The 16563-nt window shown below is 59.3% G+C and carries 14 protein-coding genes; 5 read left to right on the plus strand and 9 right to left on the minus strand.

Going from position 1 to position 16563, the window contains the following annotated elements:
- Positions 1-9: 9 nt before the first annotated feature.
- The 4 genes from G454_RS0107840 to ku all read right to left on the minus strand — a co-directional run bounded on the left by G454_RS0107840 (position 10) and on the right by ku (position 4996).
- Positions 10-1905 carry a PrkA family serine protein kinase gene (locus tag G454_RS0107840; protein ID WP_027718178.1) on the minus strand — a complete coding sequence of 632 codons (1896 nt, stop codon included), beginning with the start codon at positions 1903-1905 and terminating at the stop codon, positions 10-12.
- Positions 1906-2325: 420 nt separating this feature from the next.
- The gene (gene ligD, locus G454_RS0107845) at positions 2326-3228 is read right to left on the minus strand and encodes a non-homologous end-joining DNA ligase (RefSeq protein WP_027718179.1); all 903 of its coding nucleotides are present in this window, start codon (positions 3226-3228) and stop codon (positions 2326-2328) included.
- Complete coding sequence (locus tag G454_RS18285; protein ID WP_051276075.1) at positions 3222-4190, minus strand: ATP-dependent DNA ligase; 969 nt, start codon at positions 4188-4190, stop codon at positions 3222-3224. Before G454_RS18285 ends, ligD begins: the two co-directional genes overlap by 7 nt.
- Positions 4190-4996, minus strand: coding sequence for a non-homologous end joining protein Ku (gene ku, locus G454_RS0107855; RefSeq protein ID WP_027718180.1), 807 nt, complete (start codon positions 4994-4996; stop codon positions 4190-4192). Before ku ends, G454_RS18285 begins: the two co-directional genes overlap by 1 nt.
- A 134-nt stretch (positions 4997-5130) precedes the next feature.
- Between ku and G454_RS18290 the strand changes: the two genes are divergently transcribed.
- The 4 genes from G454_RS18290 to G454_RS0107875 all read left to right on the plus strand — a co-directional run bounded on the left by G454_RS18290 (position 5131) and on the right by G454_RS0107875 (position 9907).
- Complete coding sequence (locus tag G454_RS18290) at positions 5131-6582, plus strand: amino acid permease (protein WP_051276078.1); 1452 nt, start codon at positions 5131-5133, stop codon at positions 6580-6582.
- A 112-nt stretch (positions 6583-6694) separates the two neighbouring features.
- Positions 6695-7099 carry a hypothetical protein gene (locus G454_RS18295; protein WP_051276083.1) on the plus strand — a complete coding sequence of 135 codons (405 nt, stop codon included), beginning with the start codon at positions 6695-6697 and terminating at the stop codon, positions 7097-7099.
- A complete protein-coding gene (locus G454_RS0107870) occupies positions 7074-8477 on the plus strand; it encodes a DUF7125 family protein (protein WP_027718181.1) in 1404 nt (467 codons plus the stop codon). Before G454_RS18295 ends, G454_RS0107870 begins: the two co-directional genes overlap by 26 nt.
- 41 nt (positions 8478-8518) lie before the next feature.
- The gene (locus G454_RS0107875) at positions 8519-9907 is read left to right on the plus strand and encodes a GGDEF domain-containing protein (protein WP_245574353.1); all 1389 of its coding nucleotides are present in this window, start codon (positions 8519-8521) and stop codon (positions 9905-9907) included.
- 34 nt (positions 9908-9941) lie between these two features.
- On the opposite strand, the gene G454_RS18300 is transcribed toward G454_RS0107875, so the two are convergent.
- From G454_RS18300 to G454_RS0107890, 3 genes are read right to left on the minus strand one after another with little or no spacing between them, the layout of a single operon-like run.
- Positions 9942-11297 carry a nucleoside recognition domain-containing protein gene (locus G454_RS18300; protein ID WP_035107417.1) on the minus strand — a complete coding sequence of 452 codons (1356 nt, stop codon included), beginning with the start codon at positions 11295-11297 and terminating at the stop codon, positions 9942-9944.
- The gene (locus tag G454_RS18305) at positions 11269-11952 is read right to left on the minus strand and encodes a FeoB small GTPase domain-containing protein (RefSeq protein WP_051276080.1); all 684 of its coding nucleotides are present in this window, start codon (positions 11950-11952) and stop codon (positions 11269-11271) included. The genes G454_RS18300 and G454_RS18305 overlap by 29 nt, the downstream gene beginning before the upstream one ends.
- Positions 11949-12212, minus strand: a complete 264-nt coding sequence (locus G454_RS0107890) for a FeoA family protein (RefSeq protein WP_027718183.1) — start codon at positions 12210-12212, stop codon at positions 11949-11951. Before G454_RS0107890 ends, G454_RS18305 begins: the two co-directional genes overlap by 4 nt.
- A gap of 142 nt (positions 12213-12354) precedes the next feature.
- Between G454_RS0107890 and G454_RS0107895 the strand changes: the two genes are divergently transcribed.
- Entirely contained in the window at positions 12355-12960 is a 606-nt protein-coding gene (locus tag G454_RS0107895; protein WP_027718184.1) for a hypothetical protein, read from the plus strand.
- Positions 12961-13101: 141 nt separating this feature from the next.
- On the opposite strand, the gene G454_RS0107900 is transcribed toward G454_RS0107895, so the two are convergent.
- Positions 13102-14586, minus strand: a complete 1485-nt coding sequence (locus tag G454_RS0107900) for a methyl-accepting chemotaxis protein (RefSeq protein ID WP_027718185.1) — start codon at positions 14584-14586, stop codon at positions 13102-13104.
- Between the two features lie 502 nt (positions 14587-15088).
- Positions 15089-16519, minus strand: coding sequence for a zinc ribbon domain-containing protein (locus G454_RS0107905; protein WP_035107420.1), 1431 nt, complete (start codon positions 16517-16519; stop codon positions 15089-15091).
- Positions 16520-16563: the final 44 nt, after the last annotated feature.

Below are 16563 nucleotides of genomic sequence, written 5' to 3' on the forward strand. Positions count from 1 at the left end.
CCCTCACCCCTAGCGGTTTAAGAGGCTGCCCACGTATTTTAACAGCTCGTTGGCGCAGATGGTGCAGTACCCGTAGTCGGAGACCAGCTTGTTAATTACCTCGTTGATGCGCTTCAGCTGTTCGGCATCGGGGGTTTTGGTGGAGGTGGTAATCTTGACCACGTCCTTTAAGTCGGCAAAGAGCTTTTTCTCCACGGCCTCCCGCAGCCGCTCGTGGCAGGTGTAGTCGAACTTTTTGCCCTTGCGTGCGTAGCTGGAGAGGCGGATGAGAATCTCTTCCCGGAAGCTTTTCTTGGCGTTTTCGGAGATGCCGATTTGCTCTTCAATGGAGCGCATGAGCTTCTCGTCGGGTTCCAGCTCCTCGTCGGTAATGGGGTCCCGCAGCTTGGTGCCGTTGCAGTAGGCCTCCACGTTGTCCAGGTAGTTTTCAAAGAGCACCCGGGCCGATTCCTCAAAGGAGTAGACGAAGGCCTTTTGCACCTCTTTCTTGGCAATCTCATCGTACTCCTTGCGGGCGAGGGCAATAAGGTTGAGGAGGCGGTCCCTTTCCTCCTTGGTAATGGAAGGGTGCTGGTCCAGGCCGTCCTTGAGCGCTCGCAGGACGTCCAGGGCGTTTATGCACTTCGTGGAGGTGCGGATGAGCGCCGAAGAGAGGCGGTTGATGACGTAGCGGGGGTCCACGCCGCTCATCCCCTCGTCGGGGTGCTCGTTTTGCAGCTCGGCCACATCCTTCTGCTTGAATCCCTCCACGTCCTCCCCGTCGTAAAGCTTCATCTTCTTGACGATGTCCATACCTTGCTTTTTGCTTTCTTTGAGCCGCGAGAGCACCGAGAACATGGCCGCCACCCTCAAAGCGTGGGGGGCAAGGTGGATGTCCCTTAAGTCGCTCTGGCGGATGAGCTTTTCGTAAATCTTGATCTCGTCGCTCACGCGGAGGTTGTAGGGGATCTTCATGACGATGATCCGCGAGTGCAGGGCCTCGTTTTTCTTGTTGGCAATGAAGGCCTTGTACTCGTTTTCGTTGGTGTGGGCGATGATCATCTCGTCGGCGTAAATTAAGGCAAACCGCCCGGCCTTGAAGTTGCCCTCCTGGGAGAGGGAGAGGAGGTTCCAGAGGAACTTCTCGTCGCACTTGAGCATTTCCTGGAACTCCATGATGCCTCGGTTGGCAATGTTCAGCTCGCCGTCAAAGCGGTAGGCCCGGGGGTCGGACTCCGACCCATACTCGGTGATGGTGGAGAAGTCCACGCTGCCGGTGAGGTCGGCAATGTCCTGCGACTTGGGGTCGGAAGGGGTGAAGGTGCCGATGCCGATGCGCTTTTCCTCGGAGAGGAAGATCCTTTCCACGCGCACGTCTTCGATTCTCCCGCCGTATTCTTCCTCCAGCATCATGCGGCAGTAAGGGCAGAGCTCTCCCTCGATGTAGACGCCGAATTCTCTTTCAAACTCTGGGCGGAGCTCGCGGGGGATGAGGTGGAGGGGCTCCTCGTGCATGGGGCAGCCCTTGATGCCGTAAAGCGCTCCCCGCTCGGTGCGGCTGTACTGCTCGAGGCCCCTTTTAAGCAGGTTCACCAGGGTGGACTTGCCCCCGCTCACCGGTCCCATGAGCAGCAGGATGCGCTTGCGCACGTCCAGGCGCCTGGCCGCCGGGTGAAAGTATTCCTCCACCAGCTTTTCCAGGGTCCTGTCGAGGCCGAAAAGCTCGTTGGTGAAGAACTTGTAGCGCTTCACCCCGTCCACTTCCTCCACTCCGGCGTCCCTGATCATGTTGTATATGCGGGCGTGGGCCAGCTGGGCCACCCAGGGCTTCTCCTTGACGATTTTCAGGTAGTCCAGGAAGGTACCTTCCCAGGCCAGCTCCCTCTCCAGCGCGCGGTGCTCTTCCAGCCTTTTGAGGAAGTCCATCCCCATCACTCCTCTCGGGCGAGACGAGGTCCGCAAGGGGGACTTTTTAACAAATAATATGCGGGCCGTGACGAAAGGAGACTAAAGGTTGTGGAAGCATCAAGCATTCCGGGCCCGTTCGTTTTCTTGGGGGACCGAATGTATCGAGGGCCTGATGGCAATCAATCCGTACGCTCTTGAGGAGTAAGGGTTCTGTGCCGGGGCTACCCGGGGACCATGGTACCGCCTTGGGAGTGACGCGGGCGGCATCTGGAGGAGCATGGAAAATTTATCCCGGTGGCCGGGGGTAAAAGGGCGGGAAAGCAGGTTTCTGCCCCACTTTTCTCCCGACATCATGCGTCGTTAGGGATAGGGAGGTGAGGCGCCGGAAGGGTGCTGCCGTGGTCCGGGGCCGCTTCCGGAGGTACACGGGCTTAGCGGCTACCTCTCCGGCAGTCTTTTGGCGAGGAAAGCCAGGATCTCGTCCAGCGAGGCCCGCCCCTGGCCGGAGGTTACGGGGGCAAAAGGATCTCCCAGGGAGCGCAGCCGCTCCGGCACCGTGCGTATGTTCAGCTCCGCCGGGTCGACCCCGCGCTCCAGCTCCTCCCAGGAAAGGGGTGTGGAGACGGGGGCGCCCGGTCTCCCCCGCGGGGAGTAGGGGGCCGGCAGGGTGCGCCCGGGGCCGTGCTGCAGGTAGTCCACATAAACCCTGGTCCCGCGCTCCCCGACCCGGCGGGCGACCGTTACGAGCCGGGGGTAGCGCTCGGCCAGGTAGCGGGCCAGGAAGGCGCCGACGCGGCGCGTGTCCCCGTAAGTATAGCGGGGCTGCAGAGGGATGTAAACCTGCAGGCCCGTGGCCCCGGAAGTCTTGACGTAGGCAGGGAGGCCCAGGCGGCAGGCCGTGTCTCTGAGCAGGAGGGCTACCTCCGTCACCTGCGCGAAGCCGGGGGCGCTAGGGTCCAGGTCCAGGGCCAGCTCTCTGGGGCGGTGGTCTTTTGCCTCGTGAAAAGGGACATGGAATTCCAGCGCCGCCTGGTTTCCCAGCCACAGCAGCGTGGGCAGGTCGTTTAAGAGGATGGCGCCGGCGCCGTTGGAAGGGTGCCGGGGAACCCATGCAGGCGCGTAGCGGGGACAATTCTTCTGGTAAAAGGAGTGCCCGTAAATGCCGTTGGGGTACCGGATCAGAGTTACCGTTCTGCCCCGCGTGTAGCGGAGAAGCGGCTCATGCACGGCGTACAGGTACTTAACGTACTCCAGCTTGGTGATGCCGCTTTCCGGCCATAGCAGCTTGTCCGGGTGGGTGAGGCGGAGGCTTCTAACAAACGGCAGGTTGCCCTTCACCATTCCCGGCCCTCCTTCAGGCTGCCGGCGGGAATGCCGGTGAAGCCCATGATTCTGGGGTGGCGCAGGAGGCCATCAGCCGTGCGCTCCCGGTAGGCCACCTTCACGGTGAGCAGGGGCTTAAACCAGCGCACGATTTCACCAGGAGCGAGGCGTACGGCTTCCGCAAAGGGGGGTTCCCGCGCCACGAGGTGGGACGTGCGGGTGGCCAGCAAAAGGCGGTCCCTCTCGCTGAGGCCGCTCCCCGCGCGCCCGGCAAATTCCCACGCCCCCGCCTCGCCTGGCAGGGCCAGCAGGAGCGAGCGCACGCGCCCTCCCGCCTCCACGACGCCGGCAACGGCAAAGAGCCTTTCCTGCAGCGCCTTTACCTTCCACCATAGCCGGTGCGCCTTGCCCGCTATGTAGGGGGCGTCCCGCCTCTTGGCCACCGCGCCTTCCCAGCCCTCGGAGACAACCTTTTGCCAGAGTGCGGACGCGTCATCGTAGGAGGACACGCGCAGGACGGGCCCGGGGCCGCCGGGGATTACTTCCCGCAAAATGGCGCTTCTCTTTTCCCAGGGCTGCGCGAAAAGCGTGCGGCTGCCCCGGCGCAGGCAGTCAAAAACGGCGTAGCAGGCGGGGGAGGAGACCGCAAGCACCGAAGCCTTCCTTTCGTCCCGGGTGCGGATGCGGCGCACCACCTCCTCAAAAGCGGGGCGCCCGTTCTTGCCGAGCACCACCGCTTCCCCGTCCAGCCAGAGGGGCCCCGCGGGGGGGGCTATGGCCTGGAGGGCTTCCGCTATTTCCGGCAGGGTCCTGGTTACCTCCAGGCCCCCGCGCGTCCAGAGGCGCACACCGGACTTGCCGGCCTCGGCAATAAGGCGGATGCCGTCCCACTTCGCCTCGTAGGCGTACCCGGGTTCGCGGGGCAGCGACGGGGCGGGCACGGGCTCCATGGGCTGAAAAGGCGGGGCGTTGCCGGCCATCAGCCGGTGACCTTCTTTCTGGGGCGCGCGGCCCGTTTCTTTTCCCCGGACACCGCCTTGAGGCTCTCCTGCAGGGCTTCCATGAGGTCGACCACGTTGGCGGGGCGGGGGGCCGGCGTCACCTCCTGGTCCTCAATTTTGCGGGCAATGAGCTCGTGCAGGGCGTGGCGGTAGGCGTCGGTGTACTTTTGCGGCTCAAAGGGGGCGGCCAGGTTTTCAATTAACTGCACGGCCATGCGCACCTCCTTATCGTGCAGTTCTGCTGCGGCGGGCAGCCCGGGAACCATGGACGCGCTGCGCACCTCGTCCGGGTAAAAGAGGGTTTCCAGCATGAGCGCGTCCCTGTAGACTCTCACCGCAGCCAGGGCCGGCTTCTTTCTAAAAGTGAGCCGGGCAATAGCTATTTTCCCTGTTGCTTCCATGGCTTTTTTTAAAAGGGCATAGGCTTTTTCGCCGTTTTCGCCCGGCGAAAGGTAATAGGATTTGTCGTAGTACACGGGATCGATCTCTTGCAGTTCCACAAAGTCCATAATGTCGATGCTGCGCCGCCCGTCGGCGGGAATGGCCTCCAGGTCTTCCTCTTTCAGGATGACAAACTGCCCCGGCTCGTACTCGTAGCCGCGCACGATCTCCTCCCGGCCCACGTCGCGCCGGCAGTGAGGGCAGCGGCGGACGTACTCAATGGGGGTCTTGCAGGTGCTGTGCAGGTAGCGGAAGCGCACGTCTTTTTCTTCCGTGGCGGCAAACATCTTCACGGGGATATTGACCAGGCCAAAGCTGATGTATCCTTTCCACACCGTGTGCACGGCCTGCCACCTCGTTTTTTTATCTTTAGTGTGGTGATTGTCGCGGCGTCTATGCGGCTTGGCGGCGGTTAATAGCCACTGCCGCCTGACCATAATAATGGGTGGTTTAAAGTTTTGCGAGGTGGTGGGGGAAAGTGAGCGCCAGTATCTGGCGGAAAAAGCCCGTGGAGAGGCTCATTGCCGAAAAAGAAGAGTCCAGGCTGGCCCGTTCTCTGGGGCCGCTGGACCTCATTGCCCTGGGTATAGGGGCCATTATCGGCACGGGCATCTTTGTCCTCACGGGGGTGGCGGCGGCCCTCTACGCCGGGCCGGCCCTGATCGTCTCCGTGATCGTTTCCGGGGTAGTGGCCGGGCTGGCAGCCCTTACCTATGCGGAAATGGCCTCCATGATCCCCGTTTCCGGCAGCGCGTATACCTACACATTTGCCGCCTTAGGGGAGTTCCCCGCCTGGATTGTGGGCTGGAACATCATTTTAGGCTACCTGGTGGCGGCCGGCGCGGTGGCCATGGGCTGGGGCGCGTACTTCGGCGAATTGCTGCGCTCCCTGGGTGTTGAGCTCCCGCCGGCTTTAACGCACCCGCCGGCGCAAGGGGGAGTAATTAACCTTCCCGCCGCCCTTTTTTCCCTGGCCGTGGCCGGCCTGGTTACCGCCGGCACCCGCGAGAGCGCCGCCGTTAACAAGCTGGTGGTGCTGGTGAAGCTGGCCGTGGTGGTGCTTTTCGTGCTGGTGGGGGCCTGGCACGTGGACCCGGCCAACTGGCGGCCCTTCTTGCCTTACGGCTACGCCGGGATCATGAGCGGGGCGGCCATCATCTTTTTTGCCTACATCGGCTTTGACGCCGTGGCCACTGCCGCCGAGGAGGCCCGGCGGCCCGGCAGGGACCTCCCCGTGGGCATCATCGGCTCCCTGGCCATCTGCACGCTCCTCTACGTAATGGTGACGGTTGTGCTCACCGGCCTGGTGCCTTATTACCGGCTTGACGTGGCCTCCCCCGTGGCCACGGCCCTTTTGGCTGCCGGTGTTACCTGGGCGGGAAGCCTGGTGGCCCTGGGTGCCCTGGCCGGCATAACTTCCGTGCTCCTGGCGGTCATCTACGCCCAGAGCCGGGTGTTTCTGGCCATGTCCCGGGACGGGCTCCTGCCCCCGTGGTTTGGCCGCGTGCACCCCAGGCTCCGTACCCCCTACCTGAACACCATCTTCATTGGGGGCGTCGTGGCACTGGTGGCGGGCCTTGTTCCCCTGGAAGTTGTGGCCCAGATGGCCAATATCGGCACCCTTACCGCCTTTGTAATGGTGGCGGCAGGGGTGATGATCCTGCGCAGGACGAAGCCCGATGCCCCGCGGCCCTTTAAGGTGCCCTTTTATCCCTACCTGCCGCTTTTGTCCCTCCTCTTCTCCCTCTACCTCATTTTGAGCCTGCCCCGGGTTACCTTAATGCGCTTCCTGGTGTGGATGGTGCTGGGCGTGCTGGTTTATTTTCTTTACGGGTACTGGAGGAGCGATCTTGCCCCCGGGGATCAGCGCCCGCGCTGGCGTTTTTTTGCATCGCCTGTTGCCAAGCCCCGCCGGGAGAGGAATGAGTAAGTAAGTTGGGACATGAAGTAGTAACCGGGGTTCTGGCGAGACTTATTCCCTTGAAAGGTAACCTGTTAAGTGTTATGCTTGTTTTAGCTTCTAGTGGAAGGGAGGGGTTATGGTGAGCGATGCCATAGGGAATCGGATTAAGCGTTATGAGACTTTGCTCAAAGAAATGTGGGCTGCATCTGCAAAATACCTTGGAGCATTTTCCGTAAGCCTCCTGATGGAAAGGGTTGTGTGGGAAGTTTCGCTTGAGTATAAGGAGATAGAGCTCCTGCAGTACGACCAAGATGGGGTGTCGTGCGCGAGGATAGCGGCCAGACTGGAGGAAAACCCGGAATTGCCGGTTGAAGATATGTTTATGAAGTTTATCGCCAGGTATGTGGAAATTTTAGCTAAGCTTCTCGGTTATGAAAGGGCAGAAGAAATAAGGAAGAGATTAAGGATACTAGGTGAAGAATTTAACGAGGATCCCTTTGCTAAGGGGGGAATGAAAAGTGGAGAGGATAAAAACAGGCATTAAAAATCTTGATTATATTCTTGGTGGCGGCGTGCCTGCTTATTCGCTAAATATTGTTTCCGGTTCCCCGGGCAGCGGAAAGACGATATTCGTCCAGCACATCATATTTAATAACGCCAGAGATGGCCTTAGAAGCCTATACCTGACCACTATTTCGGAGTCACAACTAAAGATGATAAGGCACCTTCAAGAGTTCTCTTTCTTCTCGCACGAATTGCTTGGAGACAAGATCATTTACGGAGATATGGGAGCTGTCCTGCGTAAAGAGGGAGCGAGCAGAGGGCTTGATTACCTGGTAGAACTGATTAAAAAATATTTGCCTAACATAGTAGTGATCGATAGCCTAAAGGTAATAAGGGATCTCTTCCCTGACGAAAAAGCTTTTAGAGCCTTCGTTTTTGAACTGGCTGCTCTTTTTTCAGTATGGGAGATTACTGCCTTTCTTGTTGGCGAGTACGAGGAGGAGGAGCTGACGCGGCTAAGCGAATTTGCCATAGCTGATGGGATTTTCCACCTTTATGGCCAAGAAGAAAAGCGGTTTCAAAAAAGGTACATGCGCATCCTGAAGATGAGGGGGACGAGTTTTCAGCAAGGCGAACACTTGTTTCAAATTAGCCCTTTGGGAATAGAAGTGTACCCGCGCCTGAGGCCGGGAGGTGAAGAACTTCAGTATGAAGTCAAGCGGGGACGAAAGAAATTTGGTATCCAAGGATTGGACGAAATGTTGTGTGGTGGTTTGTTAGAGGGGACGATCACCCTCATTTCCGGCGCTACGGGGGCTGGTAAAACTATATTTGCCCTTAAGTTTTTGCTGGAGGGAGTTCAAAGGGGAGAGAGGGGGGTGTTTCTCTCCTTTGAGGAGTCTGCGCTTCAACTTCAGCATACTGCCCGCTATTTAGGGTGGAGTATAGATGGATATTTAGCAGATGGTCAGTTGGAAATAAAATTTATTTCACCCATAGAGCTGGACGTTGATAAACACGCTTTTGAAATACTGGATATGATCAGAGAAAAAAAGGTGGAGAGATTTGTCATTGACAGCATCTCTTCTTTTGAGAGTAGCGTTTCTGATGTACAAAAGTACAGGGATTACCTGTGGGCAATAGGACAACAGCTCAGGAGAGAACATGTCACCACCATCTTTACAGTGCTCAATGAGGATCTCTTTTCACCTCTTGTCGTTTCCAAAGCTCAGCTGTCTTTAATTGCCGATAATATAATCATCCTGCGCTACGTCGAACACAATTCTAGCGTCAAAAAAGTAATTGGGATTCTGAAAGCTCGGGGGAGTGATCATGATAAGTCTCTGAGGGAATACGAAATTACTGCCGAAGGGATAAGCATTCTCGGTAGGCTGGACAAAATGGACATGCTCAAATGAGGTGTTAATTGATGCATCCCAATCTTTTCCTTAACATTTCTGTGAGATACTGGCAGGATTTTCAGGATACCCTAGCGAAAGCTATCAATGCAAACATCTATATCTTTGATGCGAATGTTACCCCTTTTTCCCACTTTAGTTTGCCTGTTGAAATATGCCAGGATGTCAATGGGGGAAAGGAGCCTCGCGACAATAAATGCATGGATTTTTATAAGCTTGCTTGTGCATCTTTGGGGGAGAAAGATACGCTTGTATGCCCCTACGGGATTAAACTTTGCGCGTACCGTCTGGGGAGCCATACCCAAAAGATAGGGTATCTTATAATTGCCCCTGCCAAGCATACAAACCTGTCGGATCGCGAAGAGGAAATTGCCTTTGTTACCAAGGCGCAAAACGTATACAGGACCGTGAATGAAGTTTTCAATGCTATCTTAGAAAGAAACCTTTTGGGGTTAAGGAGACTGGAACTGAACAGCATTTATGAAATAAGCCGCCTGATGACTTCGATTATTGAACTAGATAAGGTCTTAGAACTTATAACTAATTCACTGATAATAATTTACCAGGCCGATTTATGCTTTATTGGTCTCCGAGAAGGGGATAAGATCAGGATAGCCCATGGTAAAGGTGTACGCGGCAGCAACCTGCTGATTGGGAAAGAGTGGCCTCTGGTTCACCCAGTAATCGAACAAGTTTCTTCCCAGATTGAACCGACCATTTTGCATATCGGCGAACTAAAGGGGTTGCCAGGCTTTAATGATGTGGAAATTATTTCTATCTCTCAAGTTATAATCTATCCACTCTGGACAGCACTGGGCCTGGTGGGGTTACTGGGCATAGCGACTCCTGCTTCCCTGGATGACATCGGCTATAGAAACCTACAGATATACACGAATTTTGCCGCAGTTGCCTTGGCCAATGCTACCCTCATCCGACGCCTGGAAAAGGAGGCCACAACCGATTTCTTGACCGGTTTTCTCAACAAACGTGCTTTGCAGGATGTGCTGGCTGTTGAGTTGCAAAGGGCAGCCAGATATGGTTATCAATTGTCGGTAATTTTCCTAGACATAGATGGTTTCAAGGCTTATAACGATACTTACGGTCACTTGGCAGGCGATGTGGTATTACAGAAGGTGGCAGAGTTAATAAAAAACTCAATCAGGGTTACAGACATTGCATGCCGCTACGGAGGTGAAGAGTTTTTACTTATACTTCCGGGAACAAAGGGGGAAGATGCCGCAAGGGTAGCAGATAGAATACGCAGGTCTGTAGAAAATTACCCCTTCCCACATCGCCAGATAACAGTAAGCCTGGGTGTTACCTCAGCGAAAAAAAATGACTCCGTTGACATGCTACTTGCAAGAGCGGATCAGGCCTGTTATCAGGCCAAGGAATTGGGAAAGAACCGCATTTATTTAGACCCGTCTTAGTGTATTATTTGGCGCACGCACAAGGTTGCTTTTCTCAGGTAAAGAGGCTTGTTACTAGTCCTAGGGCACGAGCTAGCTGTGCAACTAGCGTGCAGGCCAGGCAGGCGGTGGCCAGGGGTATGAGCACCGCCCAGCACACCCACCTGAGGCTCCCCGTTTCCCGGTAAATGGTAACCAGCGTGGTGCCGCAGGGGAAGTGCAGCAGGGAAAAGAGCATGTAGCAGAGGGCGGTCAGGTGCGTCCAGCCGTGCTCCTCCAGCACCGCTTTCAGCCCGGCTAGGCTCTCCGCTTCCACCATGGTTCCGGCAGAAAGGTAACAGGCCAGCAGGACGGGGAGGACGATTTCATTGGCAGGCCACCCCAGCACAAAGGCCAGGAGGATGAAGCCGTCCAGCCCCATCACGCGGGCCAGGGGGTCGAGCGCCGCTGCCGCCTTGGCGGCAAGCCCGCTGGCGGACAGCACCCAGAGCAGCGCGCCCGCCGGTGCGGCAACGGTTACGGCCCGCACGAGCACGAGGGCCGTGCGGTCGAGCAGGGAACGCAGGAGCACACGCCCCACCTGCGGCTTGCGGAAGGGCGGCAACTCCAGCACGAAATAACTGGGGAGCCCCTTGAGGAAGGTGCGGGAGAGGAGGTAACAGACCCCTAGGGTAATGGCACACCCTCCCAGCACCAGGGCGCACAGGAGCAGGGAAGCGGCAAGCCCCCCGCCGGCAAAAAGGGCGGCCAGGGCCATGAGAGTGGGGAGTCGCCCGTTGCAGGGGGTAAAGACGTTGGTCAGGATGGCTAGGAGCCTTTCGCGCGGCGCCTCGATAATGCGGCAGGCCGTAACCCCCACGGCATTGCAGCCAAAGCCCATGGCCATGGTTAAGGCCTGCTTGCCGTGGGCGCCTGTTGCCCTGAAGAGGCGGTCCAGGTTAAAGGCCACCCGGGGAAGATAACCCACGTCTTCCAGAAGAGCGAAGAGGGAAAAGAAAATGGCCATGGGGGGAAGCATAACCGCCACTACCCAGCTCACGGTACGGTAAATTCCCTCCACCAGTATCCCCTGCAGCCACAGAGGGGCGTTGAGCCCGCCCAGGAAAGCCAGAATCTGCTTTTCCCCCCAGGAGAATAGCCGCGCCAGTGCTTCTGAGGGGTAGTTCGTTCCCACCAGCGTCAACCAGAAGATAAAGGCCAGCAGGGCGGTCATAAGGAGAAAGCCCGTGCGGCGGGAGGTAAGGAAATCGTCCAGCTTGCGTTCCAGGTACCTGAGTGCCCGGCTGTCCTCCTCTTCTGTTACTTTGGTGGCTCTGTTGGCAATGGCCTCTGCCTCCCTGAACAGGGCCGCTGCTACGCGCTCCTGGAGGTCAGCGGGGCTTTTACACGGGGCAGTATTTAAAGCGCTCAACCCAGCTCCCCTCCCCGGGTTTTTGCTGGCCGAGCAGCGCTTCCAGGGCCAGCCAGCGTGTACCACTCATGAAGGCAAGTTGCTCTTCAATGTCGGGGTCATATTTCACCCTGCGCGGACAAACGCTTATCTCCCCCCTGGCCAGGGCGTCGATTTTCCCCTTTAGTTCCTGCAGGCCCAGGCCCTGCCGGGCCGCCGCCGCCACCACCGGTACCCCCAGTTCCTCCTCCAGCGCGCGCACGTCCACGCAAATGCCCCTGCGGCGTGCGTCATCGAGCATGTTGAGGCAGACCACCACCTTGCCGGTAATTTCCAGCACCTGCAGTACGAGGTAGAGGTTTCTTTCCAGGCGGCCGGCGTCGGCCACGACCACCGTTACATGGGGACGGCCGGAGAGCAGAAAGTCCCTGGTTATCTTCTCCTCCGGCGAGCCGGCCCGAAGCGAGTAGGTCCCGGGCAGGTCCACCAGAAGATACTTCTGCGCCCCCACGCGGAAAGTTCCCCTGGCGATGCTCACGGTCTTCCCTGGCCAGTTCCCGGTGTGCTGTTTTAGGCCGGTGAGGGCGTTAAAGATGGTGCTCTTGCCCGTGTTGGGGTTACCTACCAGGGCCACCACGCCGTCAGTCTTCGGGCGGTTGTCCTGCGGAAAGGTCATGGGCATGCACCTCGCCGTTGGTCCCCGGGCAACACTTCCACCAGCACGAGGTCGGCATCTTTGGAGCGCAGGGCTACTAGCGCCCCGCGGACGCAAAAGGCAACAGGATCACCCAGGGGGCTGCGCCGCACCGCCTCCACCGTTGTCCCCGGCACAAAGCCGAGATCCAACAGGCGGAACTTGAGCGGGCCTTCCCCCAAAAGGCGCCTCACCTCTGCCTTTTGCCCTGGGGGCAGGCGGGACAAGGGTACCTCTTTCACCTCTTCCGCTCCCCTTTTAGAGCAACTTTTGACAGTTTACATTGTATGGGTAGGTGCCGATTTTAGTTACTTTAAAAAGCACTTTTTCTCAACTTGCCTGGCGGCGGTTTTCGGGTTATTCTTTTGCTGGGGGTGGGCGAAATTGCAAAAAGAGCTGGAGCTGCTGCGCAGGTTTGCCTCCGCCATCATGGAGGCGGAGCGCGCCCTGAAGTCGGCCGACCTGACCAGGGCTGCCGCCGGGTCATGGCGCAAGCAGGAAGAAAGGGCCCTGGCGGCCCTTAAGCGCCTGAAATATACCGGCGCCGAGTGCTTTGCCGGCCTGCGGGGTGGCTGGGTGGAAGAAGTAGGGGATGGCCCCGCCACCGTGCTGTGGGCCATCTGGCCGGAACCCGATGCCCTGCGCGGCTGGGCCTTCATGACCTCCCCGGACCTGGCGGCTTTTGCCGAGGATCCCGGCAGCCTCATGCCCGGCGGCCACGGGGCCATTGAAGGGGGGACCGTGTTCCTCGGGTGGGCCCCGGAAACCGGGACGTGGTCGTTTGTGAGCCGCTATGTGACGGCCAGCGGGCTTCTCGGCAAGATGGTGGTCTGGGGCCTCACGCGCAGAGGCTACCGCCCCCTCACCCTGCGCAAGACGGAAAACCTCCTGGAGGTACTGCGGGACCCCCGGGCGGCGCGCGAGTTGCTGCGGGGAATGCGCGTGGTACCCCTGGAGGCCATAAAGACCATAAGAGCGCTAAACGGCTAAGCGCTGCGGCAGCCGGTTTTGGAGACATGAAAAGGGCGCGGCCCGGCGGGATGCAGGGTAGCCGGGCCGCGTGTTTAAAAGGCTTTTGGGCTGCCGCCTGCTTTTTAGCCGGCACGGGAAGGCTTCACAACAGGAAGCCTTTCACCGGTGCAACACCGTAATGTCCGCCGCCAGCACGCCGGTAACCCTGCCGCTTTCGTCCTTAATGGGCACCGAGAAGGTGCGGCAGGGCCGGCGGGTAATGGCCGAGACGTAGACCGAGGAAATGTACTCTTCTCCCTGCATGGCTTTTTGCCACCAGGGCCGGATGCGGGCGTTGGCCAGGGCGGCGGGCGGCTGGGAAAAGATGAAGGTGCCGTCGCCGCGGTTTGAATATACGGCCTCTACCTCCGGCGTTTTGGATAACCACTCCCCCAGGATGGTGCGGCGGCTTTCCGGGTCCAGGCTACGGATCTCCCTGCGGCGGGCAATCTCCCTGAGGGCGCCCAGCACATTTTCACCTTCCTCCGGCTCACCACCGTCCCCCGCGCCGTTTTCCTTGCCCGGCCAGTTTATCCCGTTGGCGGCATTTTGGGCCACCAGTTCGGCCACGCCGGTGAGCATTTCGCCTACCTTTTGCAGGCTGGAGAAACTGCCTTCGAGGACTTCCACTGCCGCTTCCAGCTCCTGTAGGTATCCGCTGATCTCCGCATGGGCTTCGTTAACCCTGTGGCTTATGGAGGCCACTTCTTCTGCGAGGCAGGCGATGCTCTCCTTTACCCGGCCGGTTTCCCGTATCCCCGCGGTTATGTTTTCCCTACCCATGGTAATGCGCGAAACTACCCGCGCCATCTTGCCCTTTATTTCCTGCAGCACAAGGGCCGTCTGCTCCACGGCCTGCTGGGTTCGCTCCGAGAGTTTTTTAACTTCCGCGGCCACAATGGAGAACCCACGCCCGTGTTCTCCCGCCCGTGCCGCCTCGATGGCGGCGTTTAAGGAGAGCAGCCGCGTGTGCTGGGAGATCTGTCCGATGTTGGCCACGATCTCGTCCACCTGGCTGACGGCGGAGTTCAGCGCGGCAATCTCCCCGGCAACCTCCGTAGAATCGGCGCAGATCCTGTCAAGGGCCGCCACGGCCTCCTGCAGGGTGTCCTGGCACTTGCCCACCGACCGGCGGTTTTCGGCAACCTCTTGTGTCAGCTCACGGCTTAAATTGGAGATGGCCTGCGCGGCCTTCTGGAGGTTGTGGAAGACGGCCACGGCTTCCCGTGCACCCTGCGTTACCAGGGACATCTGCTCCACGGCGGAGGACACCTGGCTGGCCGTTACCTGGTAGTCCCACTTGAGGGCACGCAGACCGTCGGTGAGTTCTTTTATTTTCCGGTACGCCTCCCGGAACTCCGGAGGGACGGTGCCGCCTGTTTCCCCGCCGTTCCCCGCTTCTCCGATACTGCGGGCCAGAGCCTGCGCCGTGCGGCTAAGCTCCCTGCGGTTAAAGAGCAAGGCTACGGTCGCTGCCGCCGCGGCGGCCAGCGAGGCGCTGCCCACGGCAGCGGCGGGGTTTTGGACCCAGGGCACCCAGATGAAGCCGAGGGAGCTGCCGAGGATAAACGCCCCCGCAAACGCCACCCGTTCCAGTTTTCCCATAAGACCTGTTTCATTTTTGCTATCAAGTTCTATCAGAAGATAGTGCCTTGATAGCAAAGCAGGCCGAAAGTTCACGCTCTTCGAGAGGCCGGGTTGAACCCGCCCATCCGGCTGGCAGGATGAGCGGACCGCGGGCTTCTGGAGTCCCGCCCGAAACAGTCACCCTCGGTCCGGAGGCGTCATCCGGCAGGTCGGTCCCACCGTCTTCCCTCCTGCGGCTTGCGGCTTCCAAACGGCGGGGTGGTTCTGACGCCCCGCCTGCAAGGGCTCCCACCCGGAAGGCCGGAAACCGCTTGCCAGCCCCCCAGAGCAGCGTCTGCCGCGCACCCCAGAAGGACCACCCGGCGGTGCTCAGGGTTTCTTGCCCTTCATCGTCAAAGCCCGCCTTCGCGTGCACCCCAAGCCAGCCAGCGCACGTTCCGGCGGCGCTTTCTCCCGCCGGGCCGCTTCCCGGCCCACACGCCCCGGGACATCCGGAGCAAAACAACCGCGGCCCAAAGGACTAGACCGCGCTGCTTTCGAAATAGCGACGCAACAAAATCTCTTTCACCCTGCTCTTGGATGTGTACCGCGTTATCTCCTCATCGTGCAGCCTGGCCTTCAGGTTCATCGCGGCCACCTGGTCGGCATCGGCGGTAAATCCGCACTTCCGGCACACAAAAATGTCTCCCTTACGGTTCTGCGGGTCCACCCACCCGCACACGGGGCAGGTCAGGCTGGAATAGGCCGCGTTCACCGGTCCGGGGTCCTCCACGGAATGGACGTAGCTTTTGTACTCCCATCTCTCCCCGGTAATGCGCCGCATCCAGAGGCTCACTATCCTGGAAAGTCCCTTACTCCTGGCCTTGCCCCTCAGGTGCGACAGGTCCTCGTAGGCCACTACCCCGGGCCTGCGCGTTTTCAGAAACTCGTTGAAGGCGCGGTTGATCTCGTTTTCGCACCTGCGCCGGAACCTCCGGTGACGCTTCCGCTGCTTGGCCAGGCCCAGGTTGTGCCTCCTTATGCGCCGTGCCCTGGCGGGATCCCGCTCCAGGTTCCTGCGGTACAGCGCCCAGAGCTTCTGGCACTTCCTGCCCTTGTCCAGGATGTAGTCCGACATTTCCTGAAGGGCTTTACAGTACTCAGCCCGGTACTTCCTGCCCGTGTCGTCGGTGAACACCTCCGTCACGCCCAGGTCTATGCCTGCCTCTCCATCCCCGGCGGGAAAGACTGCCGGCTCACAGCTTATGTGGACTTCCACCGCCCGCTCGTCGGGCAGGAGCACCACCCGCAGGTTCCCCTCCACCGCGTGCACCCCCGCCAGAGGAATGACCACCCTCTCCCCGGGAGTCAGAGTGGACACCGCTATGTACTGCCGCTTCTCCGAGAAAAACACCCGGTACATCTGCCGGTCCACCACGAAGCTGCGAGCCTTCTTCACCCTGGGCCTCCTGCCGAGAACGCGGCGGAGCACGCGCCTCAAATAGTTCCTCACCCTGTGCCGCTTGGCTCCGTCCAACGTTACCTGCTCACCGGTGACATCATCGCCGGTGAAGATGGCCTGGATGCGTTTCCAGTCGCGGCTACCCTTCCGGGGCCTGTACAGCAGCCAGAAGGCATAGTGCTTTTCCTCATCCGTAAACCCCTCGTGGCGGGCGACCAGGCCCCTTGCAGTTTCTATGGCCGCCTCCCACTGCCTCTCCAGGGTGAAGAGGGCATCTTCCAAGGCCAGCTTCCACATGCGGGCCTGCAAGCCGAAGGGGCTCGCAAACCCGGCGGAGACCAGCTCGTCACGCAAGGCGCGCTTGTCGCCCAGGTAGTGCAGGTACTTAATGTGGGCGTACTCCACCAGGAAGGCATCCTTCTGCCGGGCGTAAGCCTCAGCGGTTTTGAGCAGCCTGGCCCACTTTCCGTCGTTCAGCGGCAGGCTCTTCTGCCTCACCGTCCGCTGCATCCGCAAGCGCCTCCCTGACCTTTTTTACCAGCTTTCGCGCCCTG

Source organism: Desulfovirgula thermocuniculi DSM 16036, assembly GCF_000429345.1.
In the GTDB taxonomy this organism is placed as follows: Bacteria; Bacillota; Desulfotomaculia; order Desulfotomaculales; family Desulfovirgulaceae; genus Desulfovirgula; species Desulfovirgula thermocuniculi.